We start from the raw sequence: 22,446 nt of genomic DNA on the forward strand, positions 1-22,446 counted from the left end.
CCGCCCACTTCGCAAGAAACGGGTGGCGCGGTCCGCCGTCTGCGCTAAGCATCAGATCTGAAGCGGGTGCCGGTCTTCGTAAACGACCGGCTTACGGTGGAGGAAGCGGCGTGGACAGCAGAATGAATGCCTGGATCTGGGGCCTGCTGGTCCTGCTCGGTCTGATCTGGGGCGGCTCCTTCTTCTTTGCCCGTATTGCCGTCCATCACGTGCCGCCGCTGACCCTCGTCTTTCTCAGGCTGCTGCTCGCAGCACTGGCGCTGCATATCTATATCGCCGGCCGTTTCGACGTCTATTCGACCCTCAAAGCCCGCTGGCGCGAATTCCTGATCCTTGGGCTCATCAACAATGCCCTGCCGCATGCGCTGATCTTCTTCGGCCAGACCCGCATCGGCGCCGGCCTTGCGGCGATCCTGAATGCGACGACGCCGATCTGGACGGTGCTCATCGCCAACTCCTTCACATCGGATGAGAAGCTATCACCGGCAAAGATCACCGGCTGCCTCGTCGGCCTCACCGGAACGATCGTTCTGATCGGCCCCGGCATGTCGGCTGGCGGCGAGGCGCCGCTCTGGGCACTGCTTCTCCCCGTGCTTGCCGCGATCTCCTACGGCTTTGCCGCCACGTACGGCAAACGTTTCAAGAATGTTCCAGCCCCGGTCACTGCTGCCGGCCAGTTGACCGCCTCCTCGCTGATCGCGCTGCCGCTGTCGCTGCTCTCAGATCGCCCCTGGGCGCTGGCCGCCCCGCCGCTCGAAGCGCTGCTTGCCATCCTGGCACTGGCGCTGCTGTCGACCGCTTTTGGCTATATCCTCTATTTCCGGATTATGGCGGCGGCCGGAGCCACCAACGCCTCGCTCGTCACCCTGCTGGTGCCGCCGAGCGCCATCCTCCTCGGCGTTCTTTTCCTTGATGAAAGCCTGGCACTCGGCGAATTCGCCGGCATGGCGCTGATCGGTTTCGGCCTCGTCATTCTCGACGGCCGGGTCTATCGCCTGCTGGCGAAGACCACCTGATACCGGTTGCGAATTCCGCATGTTTTCAACCGGTTGCCCGGTTGCCATGTTTTGGGCGCATAGGTAAATCCGCACTCGCCGGATTTAACGGCATGTTAAAATCTGTGAACAAAATTTCATCGAAAATAATATAATACTTTCAATCGCTTGATTAAATTCTGCTCAGCTTATCCACCGCATCGTTCTGCAGCGCAGCATAGAATCTGCTTCCCAACCGACATATTTCAGACATATTATTGGCCGGTTAACGCGAGGAGACAGACATGGGACTCACGCAATCCTTGAATGTTCTGTTGGTCAGTGCAGCGTTTGCTTTCGTCTTGTCCATGCTCTTCATCTGAGCCGGCCGAGGAAAGCGGAATGACTGGTAGCACCTGAACTCCCCTGATCAATCCGCCAATAAAAAAGCGCATGTCCCGCCCGACATGCGCTTTTCACTTTCGAGCTGAAAAATCAGGCGGCCGCGCCAGCACTTTTTGCCGCCCCGCGGGAAAGGCCGAGATTGTCGAGCACGGCGGAAACCAGCGGCGCACGGTTCATCGTATAAAGATGAAAGTCACGGATGCCGCGCCGAACGAGATCCTCGATCTGCTCGGCGGCGACATCGGCTGCGACCTTCGCCCGCTCTTCGGGCTTGTCGTCGAAGCCGGCGAAGCGCTCATCGAGGAAGTTCGGGATGACGGTGCCGCAGGCGCCGGCGAAACGCTTCAACTGCGTCAGGTTCTGGATCGGCATGATCCCGGGCACAACGGGGATCGAGATGCCGGCCGCACGCACTCGTTCCAGGTAGCGTTCGAAATTGTCGTTGTCGAAGAAGAACTGCGTCAGCGCCCGGTCGGCGCCATTGTCTGCCTTGCGCTTCAGCATCTCGATATCGGCAGTCGTATCGCGGCTTTCCGGGTGTTTTTCCGGATAGGCGGAAACCGAAATCTCGAAATCGCCGATCTCCTTGAGGCCGGCCACCAGCTCCGCTGCGTTGGCGTAACCGCCGGGATGCGGCTGATAGGGCGCGCCGGCGCCGCCGGGCGCATCGCCGCGCAACGCAACGAAATGCGTCACGCCAGCCTTGCGGAATGTATCGATCACCTGATGCGTCTCTTCCTTCGTCGCGCCGACGCAGGTGAGATGCGAAGCGGTGGCGAGCGGCGTCTTCGACAGAAACCGCGAGACGGCAGTCAGCGTCGGCGCCTTGGTGGTGCCGCCTGCGCCATAGGTCACCGAGACGAAATCCGGGTCCCAGTCCTGCAGTTCGCTGACCGTCTGCCAGAGCTGACCTTCCATCTCTTCGGATTTCGGCGGGAAGAATTCGAAAGAGATCCCGATGTTGCGGCCGCGTGCCTCGTTATTCAAAGCCATGTCATACTCTCCCGGCAAAGGTAGGTTCGGCGCCTTCGCTTGTCTGCGAAGCCATGAGGCGCCTCGGGTCGCGCGCGAGCCAGACGGTGACCGTCAACCCTTGCCCGCTTGGCTGACCCGGATGAAGATCGACGATCTGCTCGACGTCGAGCCCGGCCCTGCGCAGCCAGTCGGATATCGCCTGGTGCGAAAAACCGAGACGGACATGCGCATGCTCGTCGCGAAGATATTCGAGCGTGTGCGGCGCAAGGTCGATGACCACGAGTCGGCCGCCCGGCCGGAGCATGCGCGCCGCTTCCGCGATCGCAATCTCCGGCTGATCGAAGAAATGCAGCACCTGATGGATCGTCACCAGATCGAAATCCTGGCCCTCGAACGGCAGGTTCAGGATATCGGCGTGGCGCACGGTGGCTTTGGTGATGCGGGACTTGTCCAGATTGGCGCGCGCCACACTCAACATGTCACGGCTGGCATCGACGCCGACCGCCCGGCGGTAGAGCCCGGAAAGCAGTTCGAGGATGCGGCCGGTGCCGGTGCCGAGATCGAGCAGCGAGTCGATCGGCTGGCCGCCGAGCAGCCGGATGACGGCCGCATCGACCTCCTCGTCGGCCGCATGCAGGCGGCGAAGCTCGTCCCATTCCGCCGCGTTGCGGCTGAAATAGGCCTGTGCCCGCTCGGCGCGCTGGCGCTTGACCTGCGACAGCCGTTCGCCGTCGCGAAGAACGGTCGGATCGTTTTCGGAGACATGCTTCAGCAATGCCCGAACGAGCATTGCCGCCTTGCCGTCCTGCTTGAGGCGGAAATAGGCCCAGGCGCCTTCCTGGTAGCGTTCGATCAGTTCGGCCTCGCCAAGCAGCTTCAGATGGCGGGAGATGCGGGGCTGGGATTGGCCGAGAATTTCGGTAAGATCGGTCACCGTCAAGTCGCCGCCGTCGAGAAGCGCCAGAAGCCGCAGACGCGTCGGCTCGCCGGCCGCCTTCAAGACGTCCACCAGCGCATCCAGTCCAAGCTTCAAGGGTTCACTCATCTTCGGTCCAATCAAGATATAAAGATATCTTTATGTGATTTGAAAGACGGTGACAAGCGTCAATTCGCGCTCCCGCGAAATTGCCTGCTCAAATTGCGACAGGCCAGACGTGAAAAAGCCCCGGCCGAACCGGGGCTTTTTGACTGGAAAAACGGCTGCGATCAGCGCGTCAGGCGCTTATGGGCCTGGCTGCCCGGGTTGAGCGCGTCGGGGCCAAGGCGACGAACCTTGTCCTGTTCATAATCTTCGAAGTTGCCTTCGAACCATTCGACATGGCCCTCGCCTTCGAAAGCCAGAATGTGGGTCGCCAGACGGTCGAGGAACATGCGATCGTGGCTGATGATGATGGCGCAGCCGGCAAACGCCTCCAGCGCGCTTTCCAGTGCACCGAGGGTTTCCGTATCGAGGTCGTTGGTCGGTTCGTCGAGCAGCAGAACGTTGCCGCCGGCCTTCAGCATCTTGGCAAGGTGAACGCGGTTGCGCTGGCCACCCGAGAGATTGCCGACCTTCTGCTGTTGATCGCCGCCCTTGAAGTTGAAGGCGCCGCAATAGGCTCTGGAGTTCATATCGAACTTGCCGAGCTTGATGATTTCCGCGCCGCCTGAAATTTCCTCCCAGACGGTCTTGCTGCCGTCAAGCGCATCGCGGCTCTGATCGACATAACCGAGGTGGACCGTCTCACCGATGCGGACCGATCCCGCATCCGGTGTCTCCTGGCCGGTGATCATGCGGAACAGCGTCGTCTTGCCGGCGCCGTTCGGGCCGATGATGCCGACGATGCCGCCCGGCGGCAGCTTGATCGACAGGTCGTTGATCAGCGTGCGGCCCTCGAAACCCTTGGTGATGCCTTCCATCTCGATGACCACCTGGCCGAGGCGCTCGCTGACCGGGATAATGATCTGCGCGTCGCCGGGACGCTGCTTTTCGGCCGCCTCCACCAGTTGTTCGTAGGACTTGATACGCGCCTTGGATTTTGCCTGACGCGCCTTCGGGCTGGAGGCGATCCATTCCTGTTCGCGGCTGATCGCCTTCTGGCGGCCGGCCTCTTCCCGGTTTTCCTGCTGCATGCGCTTGGCCTTGGCGAGCAGGTAGGCCGAATAGTTACCTTCGTAGGGAATGCCACGGCCGCGGTCGAGTTCGAGGATCCATCCGGTGACGTTGTCGAGGAAGTAGCGATCATGGGTGATCATCATCACGGCGCCCGGATAGTCGCGCAGATGTTTTTCGAGCCAGGCGATCGTCTCGGCGTCGAGGTGGTTGGTCGGTTCGTCGAGCAGCAGCAGATCCGGCTGCGAAAGCAGCAGCCGGCAGAGAGCTATACGGCGACGCTCACCACCGGAAAGGCTGGTGACATCGGCGTCGCGCGGCGGGCAGCGCAGGGCTTCCATGGCCATCTCGACCTGACTTTCCAGATCCCAAAGGTTCTGGCTGTCGATAATGTCCTGAAGCTTCGATCCCTCTTCCGCCGTCTCGTCGGAATAGTTCATCATCAGTTCATTGTAGCGCTCGAGCACCGCCGTCTTCGAAGCAACGCCTTCCATGACGTTCTCGAACACCGTCTTGTTGGCATCGAGGTGCGGCTCCTGCTCGAGGTAGCCGACTGTCGCTCCTTCGGCGAGCCAGGCTTCGCCGGTAAATTCCGTGTCTTGACCGGCGATGATGCGCAGCACCGTGGATTTGCCGGCGCCGTTCGGTCCGAGGATACCGATCTTGGCATCGGGGTAGAAGGAGAGGTGGATATTCTCCAGGATCTTCTTGTTGCCATAGGCCTTGTTGAGGCCGGACATATGATAGATGAACTGACGTGCCATGCTGCGCTGCTCCGGGCGGAAAACTTCGATCGTGCCGCTATGTAGGCGAAACAGCGCCTGCGGGCAACGCCGAAACCCGGTTACTCAGGATTTCCGGTCAAAAGCCCGCAGCATCGACGACGCCCTCGTCGCAGCCGAAGGAGGTTTTCCCCGCCCCCTGGATCAGATCGGCAAGCCCGGCGCTTTTCGCCGACGCCGCCCCGGCGGCCTCCGAAAGCCCGATGGTCAACCCGCTGATCATCTTGACATTGCCGGCCCGCCGGCAGCTCATCTTGACGCGCTCGCCGGCGCCCGGCCCGAAGCTCTTGTCGAAAGCTGCCTTGATCGCCTCGGCCTTGACCTGCTTGCCGATATTGGCGGCGAAGAGATCGCGCACGGCCGAGGTATTGAGCGCGCCGAGGAGATGCACGCCGACGCCGAAATAATCTTCGGCGCTCATTTTCGTGCAGGTGCCGTGTTTTGTCCACTCATGCCGTTCCAGACCGGATTGCGTCCCGGGCATGGCCTTTGCGAGCGCCGCCTGCGTCTCCGCCGAAAGCGTGACCGCCGGCAACGTGTTCCAGCTGCCGTCCTTATCGGCGGCCTTCTGCTCGGCGTTGACGTCGCAATAATTCTGTCGCATCGGCCAGAGCCCGTGCAAGGAAAAATTCGTCGCATCGGGGCGCTCGCCGGTCTGGCTCGCACATTCGGCCTTCTTCTGGTTCGTTTGGCAGAAAGCCGGCTGCCAGCTTGCTGAAAGAATAAAACGGGTGCGCCCGCCGGCCTCCTGCGCCACGGCGGCGCCGGCAACAACCATCGAAACGGCGAACGTCAAGGTACGTAACTGCATGCTGCTCATTTCAACCCCCAAAAAAGAACAATACAGGAACAAATAAGCACGAAGATCGAAAGCCCGCAACCCTGAATCGTAGCGTTCCCGCATTTTGTTATCGGATAACTCAAGGCTCGGTGTTGCATTTGCCTTCAGCGCCGCGCGTCTTTTCAGACGCGCAAAGGACGCTGCAGCACATTGCTGCTGCATAATTCCTTAAATCGATTCCGATTTAAGGAATTATGCAGTGCGATCTGGTCTGTTCCTGCAAGGAGGATCCAGATGTTTTCTGAAACGCAAAAGCTCACCGTGCCGGGGGCGTCGCTTGCCTATCACCATGTCGAGGCCGCCGGCCCGGCGCGCGGCATCCTGTTGATATCGCACGGCCTCGCCGAACATTCGAAACGCTATCGCGCTTTCGCAGAGGCTATGGCGGCGCGCGGCTATCACGTCTATGCCCATGACCACCGCGGCCACGGCGAGACGACGGCCCCCGACGCGCCGATCGGCCGCTTCGCCCGGCGGGACGGCGTCGACAGAGTGATCGGCGACGTCATCGCCATGCGCGCTCACGCGGCCTTGCGCCATCCCGGCCTGCCGGTGATCCTCTTCGGCCATTCGATGGGCGGCCTGATCGCCCTCAATGCCGCCGTCACGGCGCCTGTCGATTTCGACGCCGTCGCCGTCTGGAATTCGAATTTCGCAGTCGGTCTCGCCGGCCGCGCCGCCCAGGCGATCCTGCTTGCCGAGCGCATGCTGAAGGGCTCCGACGTGCCGAGCGGCCTCCTGCCGAAACTCACCTTCGGCGCCTGGGGAAAGTCGATTCCGGGATGCCGCACCGAGTTCGACTGGCTCTCGCGCCTTCCCGACGAAGTCGACAAATATATCACCGATCCGCTCTGCGGCTTCGACGCCTCGGTCTCTCTCTGGCTCGATCTTTTCGACCTGACTTTTCGCGCCCCGCAGAAGCGCCATCTGGATCGGCTGCCGCGCCACATGCCAATCCATCTGGTCGGCGGCGGTGAAGACCCGGCGACGGCGCGTGGAAAAGCCATCGTCTGGCTGTCAAACCATTTGAAAGCCCGGGGCTTCTCTCGTATCAGCACTGAGATATATCAGGGCATGCGGCATGAGACGCTGAACGAGATCGGCGCAGAAGCGGCAACCGCAGCCTTCGCGGACTGGTGCGACGAGGCCGTCGCCAGACCCCGAGCGGCCAGATCCTGAGCAACAAGGATTTCATCATGAGCAACACCACTGCCCGCCCCATATCGTCCAACCCCGACGTGACCACAGGGCTTGCGCTGATGTTTCTTTCGGTAATGGTCTCGCCGCTCATCGACATCTTCGCCAAGCTTGCCGTCGTCACGATCCCGTCCGCCGAGATCACCGCCGCCCGCTTTGCCCTACAGGCGCTCTGCATGCTACCGATCGTCATATGGCGGCGCAGCTTCACCGACTTCTCCTGGCGCCAGAGCCTTTTCCATGCCATCCGCGGCGCGATCATAACGGTCTCGATGATCTCCTTCGTCACCACGCTGAAATATATGGCCGTCGCCGACGCGATTGCGATCTTCTTCGTCGAGCCGATCGTGCTGACCATTCTCGGCGGCATTTTCCTGAAGGAAACGATCGGCTGGCGGCGCTATACCGCCTGCGGCGTCGGCTTCTTCGGGGCAATGCTGATCATCCAGCCGAGTTTCAGCGAAGTCGGCTACGTCGCGCTCCTGCCCGTCCTCAGCGCGCTCTGCATCGCGATCTTCGTACTGATGACCCGCGTCCTCTCGCACCGGGAAGATCCCTGGGCGATGCAGTTCCAGATGGGCATCTGGGGCCTCATCTTCTGCGCCATCCTGCTTTTTGCGGGCGAAGGAAGCGGTTCCGATCTCTTCGATCCCGTCATGCCTGAAGGCAGCGCCTGGTTCTACCTCGCCGGGGTCGGCGCCATGGCCGCGATAGCGGGCATCTTCGGCGTCTATGCCTATCGTGCAGCACCGGCCTCGACGCTGGCGCCGCTGCAATATTTCGAGATCGTCTCGGCGACGATCTTCGCCTGGCTTGTTTTCGGCGACTTTCCGGATGCGGTCAAATGGCTCGGCATTATGATCATCATGGCGTCGGGCTTCTACATCCTCTGGCGCGAGCGCCGCTTTGCTTCAAAGCCTGTATCCGATACATCTGAGGCGACACTGGCGCCGTAGAAACGGACGAGGAAATATGACGACGAAAAAGCCGCCGCTTGCCGGCATCCGGGTGATCGAGCTTGCCCGCGTGCTCGCCGGTCCCTGGGCGGGACAGATGCTCGCCGATCTCGGCGCCGATGTCATCAAGGTCGAAAATCCCGACGGCGGCGACGACACCCGCCAATGGGGGCCGCCCTTCGTCGAAGGCGCCGATGGCGAAAATCTCTCGGCCGCCTATTACCACGCCGCCAATCGCGGCAAGCGCTCCATTACTGCTGATCTGAAGAGCCCCGAAGGTCAGGATCTCGTCCGCCGCCTTGTCGCCACCGCCGATGTAGTGATCGAGAATTTCAAGCTCGGCGGCCTCGTCAAATACGGGCTCGATTACGATAGCTTGCGCCAGGTGAACCCGAAACTCGTCTACTGCTCGATCACCGGCTTCGGCCAGACCGGCCCCTATGCCAGCCTCGCGGGCTATGATTACATCGTCCAGGGCATGTCAGGTTTCATGTCGATCACTGGCGAGCCGGACGGCCAGCCGATGAAGGCAGGCGTTGCCATCGCCGATATTTTCACCGGCATCTATGCCGTCTCGGCAATCGAGGCTGCCCTGATCCACGCGCTCAAGTCAGGCGAAGGCCAGCTCGTCGACATGGCCCTGCTCGACGTGCAATCGGCCGTGCTCGCCAATCAGAACATGAATTACCTCGTCTCCGACAAGGCACCCACCCGCCTCGGCAATGCCCATCCGAATATCTCACCCTATGAGGTCGTGCCGGCGGCAGACAGCTATCTCATTCTGGCGGTCGGAAACGACGGCCAGTTCCGTCGCCTCTGCACCATCCTCGGCCTTGACGCCATCGCCGGCGACGAGCGTTTCGCCACCAACAGGGCCCGCGTCGCCAATCGCGGCGAGGTGCGCAGCCTCATCTCGACCGAGACCCTGAAATGGCGGAAGGCGGATCTGCTGAAGGCCTGCGAGGAGAATGCGGTTCCCGCCGGCCCGATCAACACGATCGAAGAGATGTTCGCCGACCCGCAGGTACAGGCCCGCGGCCTGCGCATTGACCTTGCGGATGCGGCCGGAACCGTGATCCCCGGGGTCAGGACGCCGGTGGTGCTGTCGGAAACGCCGTTGTCTTACATCAGGCCGAGCCCACGTCTCGGCGAACACAGCGAAGAAATTCTGGCGGAACTCGCCGAGCGCGAGAGGAAGGTATAGGCATGAAGAGGACCGGCGGGCAACTGATCGTCGAGGCGCTGAAGGCGAACGGCGTCAAGCGTCTCTCCTGCGTGCCCGGTGAGAGTTTTCTCGCCGTTCTCGACGCCCTGCGCGACAGCGAGATCGACGTCGTCGTCTGTCGCCAGGAGGGCGGAGCGGCGATGATGGCGGATTGCTGGGGCAGGCTGACCGGCGAACCCGGCATCTGCATGGTGACCCGCGGCCCCGGCGCTACCAACGCCTCTGCCGGCCTGCATATCGCCAAACAGGATTCGATCCCGATGATCCTCTTCATCGGCCAGGTGCAGCGAGAAGCCCGCGAGCGCGAGGCCTTCCAGGAGGTCGAATTCCGCCGCGCCTTCACCGAATTCGCCAAATGGGTGGGCGAGATCGACGATGCCGCCCGCATTCCCGAGTTCGTCACCCGCGCCTTTGCGGTCGCAACCTCGGGCCGGCCCGGCCCAGTCGTGCTGACGCTGCCGGAGGACATGCTGCGCGATGAGGTCGAGGCTCCCCGCGCTAAGCATTATGTCAGCGTCGAGGCGCATCCCGGCCGCCGCCAGATCGACGATCTCCATGTGAGACTGCTAAAGGCCGAACGGCCTATGGTGATCCTTGGCGGCACGCGCTGGGATGCCGACGCCGTCGCCGACTTTGCAGGCTTCGCCGAGCGTTTCCGACTGCCGGTCGGCTGCTCCTTCCGCCGGCAGATGCTGTTTGATCATCTCCATCCCTGCTATGCCGGCGATGTCGGCATCGGCATCAACCCGGCGCTGGCGAAGGAGATCAAGGAGAGCGACCTGCTGATCCTGCTCGGCGCCCGCATGTCGGAAATGCCGTCTTCGTCTTATACGCTGATCGACATACCCTACCCTCAGCAATCGCTGATGCACATCCATCCCGACGCATCCGAACTTGGCCGTATCTATCGTCCCGATCTTGCCATCTGCGCCGCACCTGCCGATTTCGTCGCAACGCTCGCCGATCTGGAAGCGCCGGCCGAGCCGCGCTGGGCCGAGCGCACGAAGCATATGCATCAGGCCTATCTTTCCTGGTCGAAGCCGCCAGCGACAGGTCCTGGCCCGGTTCATATGGGGCCGATCATGGAGTGGCTGGAGGCCAATACCCGGCCGGAAACGATCTTCACCAACGGCGCTGGCAACTATGCCACCTGGGTGCATCGTTTCCATCGTTTTCGCCGCTTCAACACTCAAGCCGCCCCCACCTCCGGCTCGATGGGTTACGGCCTGCCGGCCGCCGTCGCTGCCAAGCGGCTCTTTCCCGAGCGAGAGGTCATCTGCTTTGCCGGCGACGGCTGTTTCCTAATGCACGGCCAGGAATTCGCCACCGCCATCCGCTTCGGCCTGGCGATCATCGCGGTCGTCGTCAATAACGGTATCTACGGCACGATCCGCATGCATCAGGAGCGCGAATATCCCGGCCGCGTCAGCAGCACCGACCTGACCAATCCCGACTTCGCAGCCCTTGCCCGCGCCTATGGCGGGCACGGCGAGACGGTGGAGCAAACGGCGGAATTCGGCCCGGCCTTCGAGCGGGCGCGTGCCAGCGGTAAGCCGGCGATCATCGAGATCAAACTCGATCCCGAGGCGATCACGCCGACGCGCACACTCTCGGAAATCGCGCAAGCAAAAAGCCGGTAGGTCTCCCCACCGGCTTCGACACGCAATCCCGCAGTGACCTCAGTCGATCGCGGCCGTAACGATGAACTCGACCTTGTATTTTGGCGCAGCGAGCTTGGCTTCGCTGGTGGCGCGGGCCGGCGGATTGGCCGGATCGATCCAGCCTTGCCAGACAGCGTTCATCTCGGCAAAATCGGCGATGTCGGAGAGATAGATGATCGTCTGCAGGATCTTCGACTTGTTGCTGCCGGCTTCAGCCAGCAGGCGGTCGACTTCGGCAAGCGAAGAGTTGCACTGATCGGTAACGCTGTCGCCCTCACCGACCTGGCCTGCGAGATAGACAGTGTTGCCGTGAATGACAGCGCCGCTCATGCGCGCGCCGACGTCGATACGCTTAATGCTCATCATAGTCTCCTGAGTGAATGGAAGGTGGCGGCGCTGCGGCACAGCGCCGGAAAATCGGGCGCCGGGACGGGCGCGGTTAACGGGGCTCAGCCGCGGATATGGTGGGTCTTCTGGTAGATCGCTGTCGAGCGGGCGCCGGAGCGGCAGTAACCGAGCATCGGCCGCGGGAATTCGTCGAGCGCGTCGACCATGCCCTGCACGGCTTCCTCGGTCACGCCCATCGGTCCAACCGGCACATGGGCGATATCGAGACCAAGCTCTTTGGCGCGCGCCTCGATGACCGAGAACGACGTCTGGTCGGGGCTCTCATGGTCGGGACGGTGGCAGACGATCGATTTGAACCCCATCGCCTTGATCTCGTCGAGTTCTTCAAGCGTGATCTGGCCCGAAACCGAATATTCATCGTCAATCTGGCGAATATCCATCGTCTTGTCTCCTCAAAATCGTGGGCTGAAGGTCTACGACGGGAGGCCCGCGAGCGTCAACAACACTTCGCTCAGAGGAAGGCGAAGGTCAGCGCATAGCTGCGGCTCTCGCCGGGTGCCAGCATGTTGAACTCACCGGCCACCTCGAGCTCGTCGCGGGAGACCCAGCGATGCGAGACCGGTTCGATGCCAATGATATGGGCCGGCGCTTTCTGGTTCCGCCACACCTGCAGATGGGGCAGCGTATTGGCGCGGAAGCGCACGCGGAGCGTCCTGCCGCCGATCGCGGCAATCGGTCCAAGCCGGATCTCCGCGAAGCCTTCCTCCGTCGCTGGCGCCGGAACGCAGAAGATGCCCCCCGGCTCCTCACCGAATGTCCATGGGAAACCGCCATTCTCAAGCATCCGGCCTTCAAGCAGCGTGCCCTCGTCCAGCCATTTGCCCCCGGTATTCATGTGATACATCAGGAAGGTCGGCACCGTGTGATCACTCGTATTGACGACCCGGTCCTCGAGCTGCACCTCGCCAGTCGCCCCGTCGATCCGCCACAGCCGCTCGATGCGCTGCGGCAGTCCCTCGACAGTGGCGATGTCGATATCGGCGCGGCATTCGGCATTGCCGTTCTCGTACTTCGTCCACAGCACCTTGGCCGCATGGCCGGAGGCCGATCCGTGCAGCGGATAGACCTTGCCGTCGGCCCGGCCGGCAATCGGCTGCCGGTGGCGGATATGGTCCGGGCCGCAAGTGAACAGGAAGCCTTCGAGCGAGTGATCGATTCGCGGATCGCCGTCGTCGGGAATGGCGCGCTTCGGCGCAATGTCGACGCCTTCGACGATGCATCCGCCGATATCCAGCACCGACGTTTCATCCAGCATCAGGCGCGGCCCGCTTGCGGCAGCAAATTCGATCATCGCAGTCTCCTCAGGAGGTTGTCGGCGGCCGTAGCGTTAGGTTTCGCGCCGTCATTCGTCAATCGGCGCAGTCCCCATCCTGTGTTTTTGCCGCAACCATGGATTTTGCGGAACTGACACAGAGACGCAAACGTTTATGAGTAAAAGGAAATCTTAGTGATTTTCATATTTTGTTCAGCACGGTTTCATAAATTCCACACTAGCGTCAAAATTCGCAGGTGTGTGTCTGCCAGTCACAGTTCCGAGGTATGAGACGTGAATCGCTTTTTGAAGTCGGCATTTTCGCTTGCGGCCGTGCTGGCGGCCATCGCGGCTGCAGCACCGGGGGCAGGCGCGCAGCAGTTCCGTGACCGCCGGCAGAGCGATGTCGTGCTGGTTACGCCGAACGGCGAAATTCTCGACTATGTCCCCCGCGGCTATATCTATGCCCGCGACCGCAGCGGCAATCGCGTGATGATCGATGCCTATGGCAATGTCGTCGCCACCGAGATGCGCGCCCGCGGCTACTATCCGCCACGGCCCGGTCCGCGCGAGGTCTATGCCGACCAGAACGGCAACGATCCCTATTACGCCGACGACAACGCCTCTGGCGATACGCGTTATTCTGAGCGCGGTGCGGTCACCGGCGGTATTCCGCGCGATGCGGCGATCGAACGCCAACCGCTCGACGGTCAACCCTATCCCAATGACAACAGCATCGGCAATCCGCAGCCCGGCGACGATTATGCCTCGATCGATCCCGACCAGCAGCTCCCGCCCGCTGACGCGCCGAGCGCCGCACCGGATGAGCCCGTCATCACGCTGAAGAACAAGTCGAAGCCCGAGATCGTCGCGCTGCAGGTCTTCCTCGATCGCGCCGGCATCTCCCCCGGCGTCATTGACGGCCATATGGGCTCGAACGTCACCAAGTCGGTCTATGCCTATGACCAGATGACCGGCTCCAGACTCGACCCGAACGACACCGACGCCATTCTCGAAGAGCTGCGCATGAACGGCGGCCTGCCGGTCGTCAGTTACACGATTACGCCGGCCGATGCCGCCGGCCCCTTCGTCGCCCAGATCCCGGAAGACTATTCGCAGAAGGCGCTGCTGCCGTCGCTCGCCTTTTCCTCGACCACCGAAATGCTGGCCGAGCGATTCCACATGGATGAAGCCTTCCTCAAGGAAATGAACCCCGGCGCCGATTTCACCGTTGCCGGCACGATCATCAAGGTCGTCAATCCGGGCGAGCCGAAGAGCGGCGAGGTCGCCCGCATCATCGCCGACAAGGGCCGCAAGCAGGTCTTTGCCTATGACGGCGCCGGCAATCTCATTGCCGCCTACCCGGCATCGATCGGCTCGACCGACACACCCTCCCCGTCGGGCACCGTCACGGTCGAGCGCGTCGCGTTCAATCCCGGCTATACTTATAATCCGAAGATCAATTTCCAGCAGGCCGGCAACGACAAGATCCTCAACATTCCGCCCGGCCCGAACGGCCCCGTCGGCACCGTCTGGATGGCGCTGTCGAAGCCGACCTACGGCATTCACGGCACACCCGAGCCTTCCAAGATCGGCCGCACCCAGAGCCATGGCTGTATCCGCCTGACCAATTGGGATGCGACCGAACTTGCCAAGATGGTCAAGCCGGGCGTGACGGTCGAATTCGTCGACTGAGGATATCTGGTGCACACGGAAAGGCCGCCGGATCACTCCGACGGCCTTTTCCGTTTCATAAGGAGGATGCTCAGGCCGCCGTCGCCATACGGGCAGACTCCATCAGCCTGACCGGCAGCTTGCTCATCATTTCCTCGGCGAAACAGGTGGCGTTTTCACGCGCCTTGTCGAGATTGCTGACGCGTGTGGGCTCGATCGTGTGCAGTGTGCCGCCACAGTCGAAGATGTCGCGGAAGGCCGAGCGTTCGATGATGGCGGTATCCAGCACCGGAACATGCCGCTCGCTGAGCAGCGACTTGACGACCTGTAGCGCCCTTGTCGTCACCATCGAGTTGACGCGGGTCAGCACCACCGAATGGCCGATCTTGATGCCCGCCTTCTCGTCCAGATACTGGAGCAGTTCAAGCACCTGTGCGCCACCGCGCGCATCCATCGCACAGCCCTGGATCGGGATCAGCACGTGATCCGAAAGGCCGACGGCGGTGGCAAGCAGCGGATTGCGCGCACCCGGCAGATCGACGATGAAATAGTCGGTATTGTGCTTGTTCTCGCTGATATGCAGCGGCAGCGAAGCGGTTGTCACGAAGTCAATCACCGAAATATTGGGCACATGACCCGATATTTCGTGCCAACGCGAAATCCAATGCTGCGGGTCGGCATCGAGAATGGTGATGCGGTAACCCTTGCGGGCTAACTCGGTGGCGAGCAGCAGAACAGCGGTCGTCTTGCCGGCCCCGCCCTTGGTATTTGCGAATGTAATGACAGGCATGTTCGGTCCTCGGAAGGAAATGGCGCGAGCCGGAATCGCTCTTTTACGCACCGTCGGAGCATCGTGCGGTTAATCCATTCTTTACAATCATGGTTAACAAATCCCGAACACGCCCGCCGAAATTGCAGTTGGTATTTTTCACATCCCTAAAATTCATGCATGTCGCCCAAAAGTGTTCAGCGGTGTTGGGACAACAATATGCATCGGGCCAAGACTTGAAGCACGGATGCCGCCAGTACAAAAAAGACAAAAAAGCCCGGAAGCCAATAGCTTCCGGGCCAGTCTGAAGGTCCGCTGTTATGGTCAGAAGCAATCCCTGAAAAGGGCCTTGGTATTTTCGAGCGTCAGTGCAACCGGGTTGCCGCCGGCACTTGGATCTTCGATCGCCATCGCCGACAATTCGTCGATCCGGTCAGCCGCGATTCCCATCGCCGACAACGTCTCGGGCACGCCGAGCTCGGAGCGGAGTTTCAGCACATAATCGTAGAAGCCGTCGAAACCGCCCGAGATCCCGAGATAGGCAGCGGCGCGCCCGATCTTCTCCTCGATCGCCTTGCGATTGAAGCGCAGCACCGCCGGCATGACGACGGCATTGGTCATGCCGTGATGGGTGTTGTAGACGGCGCCAATCGGGTGCGACAGCGCATGAATGGCGCCGAGCCCCTTCTGGAAGGCGACCGCGCCCATAGCGGCAGCGGACATCATGTTGGCGCGGGCTTCGAGATCGGTGCCCTCTCTATAGGCGCGCGGAAGGAATTCCTTGACAAGCCGCATGCCTTCAAGCGCGATACCGGCTGACATCGGGTGATAGAAGGGCGAGGAATAGGCCTCCAGGCAATGAGCGAAGGCATCCATGCCGGTGCCGGCGGTGATGATCTTCGGCATGCCGACCGTCAGTTCCGGATCGGAGATGACGACGCCAGGCAGGAACTTCGGATGGAAGATGATCTTCTTCACATGCGTTTGCGAATTGGTGATGACGCTGGCGCGCCCCACCTCCGAACCGGTACCGGCCGTTGTCGGCACGGCGACGATCGGGGCGATGCCCTCGAGGCTCGCGCGCGTCCACCAGTCGCCGATATCTTCGAAGTCCCAGACTGGCCGCGTCTGGCCGGCCATGAAGGCGACGCACTTGCCAAGGTCGAGGCCGGAGCCGCCGCCGAAGGCGACGACGCCGTCATGGCCGCCATCCTTGAAAGCCCTGACGCCGGCATCGAGGTTCTTCTCGTTCGGGTTCGGGTCGACATCGGCAAAGATCGCCCGGCCGAGGCCGGCATCCTCGAGAATATCGAGCGCGTTCTTGGTGATCGCCATCGAGGCGAGGCCGCGGTCGGTGACGAGCAGCGGCTTTTTGATGCCGAGGCTCTTGCAGGCGTCGGCCAGTTCCTTGATGCGGCCCCGGCCGAGCTTGACCGATGTCGGGTAGCTCCAGTTTGCGGTGATGTTGCTGCTCATGCTGTGACTTTCTTCAGATGGAAGGATTTCGGACGCGTGAGATTTTGGAAGCCGATGATCGACAGCGAGCCGCCGCGGCCGGTCTCCTTGACGCCGGTCCAGCAGAGCGCCGGATCGAGATAGTCCGCACGGTTCATGAAAACGGTGCCGGTTTCGATCTCGCGGCCGAGCCGCGCTGCCCGCTCGACATCGCCGGTCCAGAGCGAGGCCGTCAGTCCGTACTGGCTGTCGTTCATCAAAGCGAGTGCCTCCTCGTCGCTCTTCACCTTCATGATGCCGACCGCCGGACCGAAGGTCTCCTCGCGCATGAAGGCCATGGAATGGTCGACATCGACGAGAACCTGCGGTGCCAGATAAGCGCCACCGTCATCCTGCGGAAAAAGCTTAGGGTCGACAAGCGCCTTGGCACCCTTGGAAACCGCTTCGGCGATCTGTTCGCGCACCACTTTGGCGAAGCGCTTATGCGCCATCGGCCCGAGCGAGGTATCGGGATCGAGCGGATTGCCGAGCTTGTAATTCGACACCCAGGCGACCGACTTCTCGACGAAGGCGTCATAGAGCGATTCATGCACATAGATGCGCTCGATGCCGCAACAGCATTGGCCGGAATTATAGGTCGCGCCGTCCATTAGCGTATCGACGGCAGCCTCAAGATCGGCGTCATCCATGACGTAACCCGGATCCTTGCCGCCGAGTTCGAGGCCGAGGCCGGTGAAGGTGCCGGCGGCTGCCCGCTCCATCGAGCGTCCGCCTTCGACCGATCCGGTGAAATTGACAAAATTGAAGCTGCCGGCGGCAATCAGCGCCGACGTCGTCTGATGGTCGAGGAAGACGTTCTGGAACACGTCATCGGGAACGCCGGCCTCGACGAAGGCCTGAACCAGCCGCTCGCCGACCAGCAGCGTCTGCGAGGCATGTTTCAGCACCACCGTATTGCCGGCCATCAGCGCCGGTGCGATCGTGTTGATCGCCGTCATATAGGGATAGTTCCACGGCGCGACGACGAAGACGACACCATGCGCTTCGCGTTCGATGCGGCGCTCGAAACGCTCGCTCTCCTCGACGACAACAGGCGCCAATGCATCCGCCGCAATCGAAGCGACATAATTCGAGCGCTCGTTGAAGCCCTTATATTCGCCGCCATACTTGACCGGCCGGCCCATCTGCCAGGCAAGCTCCGGCACGACGACATCTGACATCTCGTTCAGCCGCGCCGCACCCTTCAGCACCAGCTGCACGCGCTCTTCGAGCGGCCGTTTCGCCCAAGCCTTCTGCGCCTTGCGGCCCCGCGCCACCACGTCCTTGGCGGCATCGAGAGAAAGTGCGGCGCGCTCGGCGTAGACCGACCCGTCAACCGGTGAAATACATTGGATCATTGCCATGATCGATTTCCGTCCTCGTATGATCAAAAATTTCGTCGAGGGCCATAGCCCCTCATCCGCCTGCCGGCACCGTCTCTCCGCTCGCTTGGCGAAGGGGGCATGCCGATGCCTCTCCGTCCCCAGCCCACCCCTCGCATGGTACGTCCCCTCTCCCCGTCAGAACGGGAAGAGGGTTGGGGTGCAGGACAAGCAATCCGTAAATGCCTATTAGGCTCTTTCGAAACCGCGCGCCACTTCCCAGTCGGTGATGCGGCGGTCATATTCTTCCTGCTCCCATTCGGCGGCACGGGTATAATGGTCGATCACGTCGTCGCCGAAGGCTTTGCGCAGCATTGCCGATTCCGTCATTTCGATCGTAGCGGCACGCAGCGTGCGCGGGATTTCGCGAACGCCCTTGCCGCCATAGGCGTCGCCGACAAAGGGGGCTTCGAGTTCGAGCTTGTTCTCGATCCCGTCGATGCCGGCGGCAAGCAGTGCGGCGAAGGCGAGATAGGGATTGAGATCTGAGCCGCCGACGCGGCACTCGATACGGATTCCCTTGGTCTCCTCGCCGCAGAGCCGGTAGCCGGCGGTGCGATTGTCCTTGCTCCAGATCGCCTTGGTCGGCGCAAAGGTGCCGGCCATGAAGCGCTTGTAGGAGTTGATGTAGGGCGCCAGGAAATAGGTGATCTCGCTTGCATGGGCGAGAAGCCCGGCCACGTAGTTGTGCATCAGCGGCGACATGCCGTATTTGCCGGTATGGTCGAAGAATAGCGGCTTCTCCTCCAGGCTCCAGAGCGACTGATGGATATGCGAGGAACTCCCGGCGGCGTTGTAATTCCACTTGGCCAGGAAGGTGATTGCCTTGCCTTTTGACCAGGCGATCTCCTTGCAGCCGTTCTTGATGATCGCGTGCCGGTCGGCCATCGCCAGCGCATCGGCGTAACGCACGTTGATTTCCTCCTGGCCGGCGGAAGCCTCGCCCTTGGAATTCTCGACCGGAATGCCGGCGCCTTGCAGCCCGGTGCGGATCGCCCGCATCACCTCTTCCTCCTTGGTGGTCTGGAAGATGTGGTAATCCTCGTTATAGGCGCTGGCGAGCTTGAGGTTGCGGTAGCCGGACGCCTGCGCCGTCTCGTAGCTCTGGTCGAACAGGAAGAATTCGAGCTCGGAGGCCATGTAGGCCTTCATGCCCATATCCTCAAGGCGCTTCACCTGCTTCTTCAGGATCGCGCGCGGCGAATGGGCGACCTCTTCATGGGTATGATGGTCGAGCATGTCGCAGAGCACCAGCGCCGTGCCGTCGAGCCAGGGGATACGGCGCAGCGTCGCCAAATCCGGCTTCATCGTATAGTCGCCGTAGCCCTTTTCCCAGCTTGTCGCCTTGTAGCCGGAGACGGTCTCCATCTCCATGTCGGTGGCGATCAGGTAGTTGCAGCTATGCGTCTCCTTCCAGGCGCTCTCGAGGAAAAATTCCGCCTGGAAGCGCTTGCCCATCAGCCGGCCCTGCATATCCACCTGGCAAGCCAGAACCGTATCGATGCGCCCTTCGGCAACATCCTTCCTGAGATCGTCGATTGTGTAGCTGCTGCTCATGATTGATCCGCCTGACATTGGAATTGAGAAGATCGGGGCAACGAAATCGCATGCGCACGGCCGGATGTGGACCTGATGCCTTTTCGTTGAACCGGTGATGGGGCCGCAGGATGCGGCCCCGCCATTTGAGAGGGAAGCCTCGATGCCTAAAGCATGTCGCGTAAAAGTGTGCCGCGGTTTTGCGCTAACGACATGCGGAAAAACAAAGACCTAGAGTGCGAGGAGCGATCTGAAAGATCGCCCCGCGCTTTAGTGTTCGCCGCTTTCGCCGACGGCTGCTTCGGCCGCCGCGATCTCGGCCTGGCGCTTTGCCACTTCGGCGCCGATCGGCGGCCCCTTGAAGCGCCGGCTTTCGAAGCCGAACCAGACGATCGCAGTAACGAGGAGGAAGCCAACAGTGATGTAAAGCGCCCATTCGTTCGGCGGCTGGATGCCGAGAACGAAGATCAGGATCATCGCGATGACAGTCAGTACGGCAAAGAGCTTGAAGACGCCCTCACCGAGGTTCCACGGGCCCATCTTGTCCCACTTCGACGTGCCCCAAGCGAACAGGCCGAGGGTGATCGGGATCGCGAAGGAGAAGAACAGGAAGATGACCGTGCACGCGACGACGATTGTATAGACCGGCGTGTCGCCGATCGAAACGAGCGAAGAACCCCAGACGAAGAGAACAGACAGGATCGAGCCGGTCCAGATCGCAGCCACCGGCGTGCGGTACTGCGGGCTGACCTTCGACAGCGCCTTCGATGCCGGCAGACCGCCGTCACGCGAGAAGGCGAAGATCATGCGCGAGACCGAGGTGACCGTCGCAAGACCGCACAGCCACTGGCTCACCAGGATGGCGAAATAGAGAATATCCTTGACGATGGGATTCACTTGGCTGTCCATCGCCCAGAAGAACACATTCCAGCCCTGTTTTGCCGCATCGTCCATGTTCGGCAGCATCAGGACGAAGGCACACAGCATGATGTAGCCAAAAAGCGCCGACCAAAGCACCGAGGCGACCATGCCGCGCGGAACCGATTCGGCAGCCTTGACCGTCTCTTCCGAAGTGTGTGCCGAAGCGTCATAACCGGTGATGGTGTAGATCGGCAGCAGCAGGCCGAGAAGGAAGACCCATGTTCCTGACGTGGCCGGCCAAACGTTGCCGCCGGCTTCACCGGAATAGTTGGCGAAGGTGAAGAGGCGTCCGACCTCATAGGAGGGGGCGGCGGCGAGGCAGACAACCGCGAGCGCGATCGAGCTCGCGAAGATCAGATAACCGGAAAAGTCGGTCAGCTTCGCAGTCAATCCGATGCCCATGTGGTTCACGAGCGCCTGCGCGCCGGTGATGATCACGAGGAAGATGATGCGCACCGTCGTCGTGTCCGTCAGCCCGAGATAGGTGGTGCCGAACGAACCCATGAAGAAATAGTAGGTGCCGACATTGATAGCGCCGAGCACGGTGACGAGACCGAGCAGGTTGAACCAGGCAGTCAGCCAGCCGGTGAAACGATTGCCGAGGATCGAGCCCCAGTGATAGAGCCCGCCGGCTGTCGGATAGGCCGAGCTGATTTGCGCCATGGCGATGGCGAAGACGAGCGAGACGAAGCAGCCGAGCGGCCAGCCGATGCCGATCGCCGCTCCGCCGGCACCGGAGGTCGCCTGCGCCAGCGAATTGATGCCGCCGGAGAGGATGCAGATAATGGAGAATGAGACTGCAAAATTCGAGAATGAACTCATTCGCCGTTCGAGTTCCTGGGCATAACCCATGGAATGCAGGATGTGCACATCCTGTTTCTTGTCCAGTTCGGAATAATCCGACATGACTTCCCCCTGTTCACGATCGGCCGCGGGATTGCGGGCCGGTTCAGTGCCAAATTGTCCGCGGCCTTCTCGCCGTACGGACGTCCGCAGTTAGACTGCTCCCTCGGGTCTTCTTTTTATGTCAGGCGTCCAGGCTTTGCTGGAGCAGCCCTGTTAGATAGTCGGCCATGACCCCTTGGCCGACATCGTCTGCGATGAGGTCGTTGCGGACCTCGATCATCACATTGCGCAAGCCGTTCGAAAGCCCGTGCAGGATCAGCGTGTGGGTCACGCCGTCCTCGGGCCCGTAAGGCTGGTTGCGTTCTGTCCTGTAAAGCGGCGCCTCGGCCGCTGCCTTCAGCATAAGGTCGGCGAACCGGCTGTCCTCATCGTGCAATATGCCGAGTTCCACCGGTCGCTCGCGGCCGTGATAGACCGGCGTGAAACTGTGGATCGTCACGATGATGCTGTCTTGTCCCCTCGCCCGGCGATCGCGGATCAGCCCACGAATCGCGTCGTGGAAAGGCACGTAGAGCGCGTCGGTGCGCGCAAGGCGTTCTTCGGCGGTCAATTCCTTGTTGCCGGGAATGGCGTAAATCTCGCTCGTCTCCGGCATGGCGCCAGGTGAACTGGGCGGCCGGTTGCAGTCGTAGATAAGCCTGGAGAACCGCTGGTGAACGAGCGTCGCGTCGAGCCCTTCCGATATGCCGCGGGCAACCGCAAGGGCGCCCGGGTCCCAGGCAATATGGCTCGCGAGTGCTTCGCTGGGCAGGCCAAGATCGCCAAAATGCGCCGGAAGCGCATTCGAGGCATGCTCGCAGATTAGCAGCACCGGGCTCTGGCCACGGACGCGCTCGATCCCGACACAGTCGCCATCCGCTTCGCTGAGGATTTTCGGCCCGGCCAGCACCAAAGGCGCCACTCCTTATCCCTTAACAAATTCCTTATGAAGAAAAGAATTCTTCAGGTTTCGATCACTGTCAAGCGTCGACTGAAAATTTCTTTTCACGACAGTGG

19 protein-coding genes are annotated in these 22,446 nt (G+C 61.5%); 6 read left to right on the top strand and 13 right to left on the bottom strand.

All coding sequences use genetic code 11. The features are described 5' to 3' along the window. Positions 1 to 110: 110 nt before the first annotated feature. Positions 111 to 1,016, top strand: a complete 906-nt coding sequence (locus HJB84_RS09545; protein WP_221115810.1) for a DMT family transporter — start codon at positions 111 to 113, stop codon at positions 1,014 to 1,016. A 453-nt stretch (positions 1,017 to 1,469) separates the two neighbouring features. Here HJB84_RS09545 and metF read toward each other — a convergent pair whose 3' ends face one another. From metF to HJB84_RS09565, 4 genes are all read right to left on the bottom strand, one after another. Continuing rightward, positions 1,470 to 2,372 carry a methylenetetrahydrofolate reductase [NAD(P)H] gene (gene metF / locus HJB84_RS09550; RefSeq protein WP_221115811.1) on the bottom strand — a complete coding sequence of 301 codons (903 nt, stop codon included), beginning with the start codon at positions 2,370 to 2,372 and terminating at the stop codon, positions 1,470 to 1,472. A gap of 1 nt (position 2,373) precedes the next feature. Continuing rightward, positions 2,374 to 3,399, bottom strand: a complete 1,026-nt coding sequence (locus HJB84_RS09555) for a metalloregulator ArsR/SmtB family transcription factor (protein WP_207581150.1) — start codon at positions 3,397 to 3,399, stop codon at positions 2,374 to 2,376. Between the two features lie 161 nt (positions 3,400 to 3,560). Then, positions 3,561 to 5,210, bottom strand: a complete 1,650-nt coding sequence (ettA, locus tag HJB84_RS09560; protein ID WP_207581151.1) for an energy-dependent translational throttle protein EttA — start codon at positions 5,208 to 5,210, stop codon at positions 3,561 to 3,563. A 97-nt stretch (positions 5,211 to 5,307) separates the two neighbouring features. Then, complete coding sequence (locus tag HJB84_RS09565) at positions 5,308 to 6,048, bottom strand: ribonuclease T2 family protein (RefSeq protein ID WP_207581152.1); 741 nt, start codon at positions 6,046 to 6,048, stop codon at positions 5,308 to 5,310. 255 nt (positions 6,049 to 6,303) lie between these two features. Here HJB84_RS09565 and HJB84_RS09570 point away from each other — a divergent pair, with 255 nt between their 5' ends. From HJB84_RS09570 to HJB84_RS09585, 4 genes are read left to right on the top strand one after another with little or no spacing between them, the layout of a single operon-like run. Next, the gene (locus HJB84_RS09570) at positions 6,304 to 7,248 is read left to right on the top strand and encodes an alpha/beta fold hydrolase (RefSeq protein ID WP_221115812.1); all 945 of its coding nucleotides are present in this window, start codon (positions 6,304 to 6,306) and stop codon (positions 7,246 to 7,248) included. A 17-nt stretch (positions 7,249 to 7,265) separates the two neighbouring features. Then, on the top strand, positions 7,266 to 8,222 hold the full coding sequence (locus tag HJB84_RS09575; RefSeq protein ID WP_207581154.1) for a DMT family transporter: 957 nt from the start codon (positions 7,266 to 7,268) through the stop codon (positions 8,220 to 8,222). Positions 8,223 to 8,238: 16 nt separating this feature from the next. Then, positions 8,239 to 9,426 (top strand): CaiB/BaiF CoA-transferase family protein, encoded by a 1,188-nt coding sequence (locus HJB84_RS09580; protein ID WP_207581155.1) that lies wholly within the window; start codon positions 8,239 to 8,241, stop codon positions 9,424 to 9,426. Positions 9,427 to 9,428: 2 nt separating this feature from the next. Beyond that, positions 9,429 to 11,087 (top strand): thiamine pyrophosphate-binding protein, encoded by a 1,659-nt coding sequence (locus HJB84_RS09585; RefSeq protein WP_207581156.1) that lies wholly within the window; start codon positions 9,429 to 9,431, stop codon positions 11,085 to 11,087. Between the two features lie 39 nt (positions 11,088 to 11,126). Here HJB84_RS09585 and HJB84_RS09590 read toward each other — a convergent pair whose 3' ends face one another. The 3 genes from HJB84_RS09590 to HJB84_RS09600 all read right to left on the bottom strand — a co-directional run bounded on the left by HJB84_RS09590 (position 11,127) and on the right by HJB84_RS09600 (position 12,807). Next, positions 11,127 to 11,471 (bottom strand): RidA family protein, encoded by a 345-nt coding sequence (locus tag HJB84_RS09590; RefSeq protein WP_207581157.1) that lies wholly within the window; start codon positions 11,469 to 11,471, stop codon positions 11,127 to 11,129. An 86-nt stretch (positions 11,472 to 11,557) separates the two neighbouring features. Further along, positions 11,558 to 11,896, bottom strand: coding sequence for a TIGR01244 family sulfur transferase (locus tag HJB84_RS09595; RefSeq protein WP_207581158.1), 339 nt, complete (start codon positions 11,894 to 11,896; stop codon positions 11,558 to 11,560). A gap of 71 nt (positions 11,897 to 11,967) precedes the next feature. Then, on the bottom strand, positions 11,968 to 12,807 hold the full coding sequence (locus HJB84_RS09600) for a DUF4432 family protein (protein ID WP_221115813.1): 840 nt from the start codon (positions 12,805 to 12,807) through the stop codon (positions 11,968 to 11,970). A gap of 255 nt (positions 12,808 to 13,062) precedes the next feature. Between HJB84_RS09600 and HJB84_RS09605 the strand changes: the two genes are divergently transcribed. Next, the gene (locus HJB84_RS09605) at positions 13,063 to 14,463 is read left to right on the top strand and encodes a L,D-transpeptidase (RefSeq protein ID WP_207581160.1); all 1,401 of its coding nucleotides are present in this window, start codon (positions 13,063 to 13,065) and stop codon (positions 14,461 to 14,463) included. 70 nt (positions 14,464 to 14,533) lie between these two features. Here the strand turns inward: HJB84_RS09605 and HJB84_RS09610 are convergent, their stop codons facing one another. From HJB84_RS09610 to HJB84_RS09635, 6 genes are all read right to left on the bottom strand, one after another. Further along, positions 14,534 to 15,232 carry a ParA family protein gene (locus HJB84_RS09610; RefSeq protein ID WP_221115814.1) on the bottom strand — a complete coding sequence of 233 codons (699 nt, stop codon included), beginning with the start codon at positions 15,230 to 15,232 and terminating at the stop codon, positions 14,534 to 14,536. Positions 15,233 to 15,535: 303 nt separating this feature from the next. Then, positions 15,536 to 16,687 (bottom strand): iron-containing alcohol dehydrogenase, encoded by a 1,152-nt coding sequence (locus HJB84_RS09615; protein ID WP_207581162.1) that lies wholly within the window; start codon positions 16,685 to 16,687, stop codon positions 15,536 to 15,538. After that, a complete protein-coding gene (locus HJB84_RS09620; protein ID WP_221115815.1) occupies positions 16,684 to 18,069 on the bottom strand; it encodes an aldehyde dehydrogenase family protein in 1,386 nt (461 codons plus the stop codon). The genes HJB84_RS09615 and HJB84_RS09620 overlap by 4 nt, the downstream gene beginning before the upstream one ends. A 207-nt stretch (positions 18,070 to 18,276) precedes the next feature. Beyond that, positions 18,277 to 19,644, bottom strand: coding sequence for a glutamine synthetase family protein (locus tag HJB84_RS09625; protein ID WP_207581164.1), 1,368 nt, complete (start codon positions 19,642 to 19,644; stop codon positions 18,277 to 18,279). A gap of 249 nt (positions 19,645 to 19,893) precedes the next feature. Then, a complete protein-coding gene (locus HJB84_RS09630; protein ID WP_207581165.1) occupies positions 19,894 to 21,450 on the bottom strand; it encodes an amino acid permease in 1,557 nt (518 codons plus the stop codon). A gap of 121 nt (positions 21,451 to 21,571) precedes the next feature. Beyond that, entirely contained in the window at positions 21,572 to 22,342 is a 771-nt protein-coding gene (locus HJB84_RS09635) for an N-formylglutamate amidohydrolase (protein ID WP_207584345.1), read from the bottom strand. Positions 22,343 to 22,446: the final 104 nt, after the last annotated feature.

Origin of the sequence: Rhizobium sp. NZLR1b (genome assembly GCF_019685155.1) — a bacterium.
Lineage (GTDB): Bacteria > Pseudomonadota > Alphaproteobacteria > Rhizobiales > Rhizobiaceae > Rhizobium.

What these genes read in the sequence shown, in the direction of transcription:
- metF (WP_221115811.1), bottom strand. Translation starts at nt 2,372, where the DNA reads ATGGCTTTGAATAACGAGGCACGCGGCCGCAACATCGGGATCTCTTTC.
- HJB84_RS09555 (WP_207581150.1), bottom strand. Translation starts at nt 3,399, where the DNA reads ATGAGTGAACCCTTGAAGCTTGGACTGGATGCGCTGGTGGACGTCTTG.
- ettA (WP_207581151.1), bottom strand. Translation starts at nt 5,210, where the DNA reads ATGGCACGTCAGTTCATCTATCATATGTCCGGCCTCAACAAGGCCTAT.
- HJB84_RS09565 (WP_207581152.1), bottom strand. Translation starts at nt 6,048, where the DNA reads ATGAGCAGCATGCAGTTACGTACCTTGACGTTCGCCGTTTCGATGGTT.
- HJB84_RS09570 (WP_221115812.1), top strand. Translation starts at nt 6,304, where the DNA reads ATGTTTTCTGAAACGCAAAAGCTCACCGTGCCGGGGGCGTCGCTTGCC.
- HJB84_RS09575 (WP_207581154.1), top strand. Translation starts at nt 7,266, where the DNA reads ATGAGCAACACCACTGCCCGCCCCATATCGTCCAACCCCGACGTGACC.
- HJB84_RS09580 (WP_207581155.1), top strand. Translation starts at nt 8,239, where the DNA reads ATGACGACGAAAAAGCCGCCGCTTGCCGGCATCCGGGTGATCGAGCTT.
- HJB84_RS09585 (WP_207581156.1), top strand. Translation starts at nt 9,429, where the DNA reads ATGAAGAGGACCGGCGGGCAACTGATCGTCGAGGCGCTGAAGGCGAAC.
- HJB84_RS09590 (WP_207581157.1), bottom strand. Translation starts at nt 11,471, where the DNA reads ATGAGCATTAAGCGTATCGACGTCGGCGCGCGCATGAGCGGCGCTGTC.
- HJB84_RS09595 (WP_207581158.1), bottom strand. Translation starts at nt 11,896, where the DNA reads ATGGATATTCGCCAGATTGACGATGAATATTCGGTTTCGGGCCAGATC.
- HJB84_RS09600 (WP_221115813.1), bottom strand. Translation starts at nt 12,807, where the DNA reads ATGATCGAATTTGCTGCCGCAAGCGGGCCGCGCCTGATGCTGGATGAA.
- HJB84_RS09610 (WP_221115814.1), bottom strand. Translation starts at nt 15,232, where the DNA reads ATGCCTGTCATTACATTCGCAAATACCAAGGGCGGGGCCGGCAAGACG.
- HJB84_RS09615 (WP_207581162.1), bottom strand. Translation starts at nt 16,687, where the DNA reads ATGAGCAGCAACATCACCGCAAACTGGAGCTACCCGACATCGGTCAAG.
- HJB84_RS09620 (WP_221115815.1), bottom strand. Translation starts at nt 18,069, where the DNA reads ATGGCAATGATCCAATGTATTTCACCGGTTGACGGGTCGGTCTACGCC.
- HJB84_RS09625 (WP_207581164.1), bottom strand. Translation starts at nt 19,644, where the DNA reads ATGAGCAGCAGCTACACAATCGACGATCTCAGGAAGGATGTTGCCGAA.
- HJB84_RS09630 (WP_207581165.1), bottom strand. Translation starts at nt 21,450, where the DNA reads ATGTCGGATTATTCCGAACTGGACAAGAAACAGGATGTGCACATCCTG.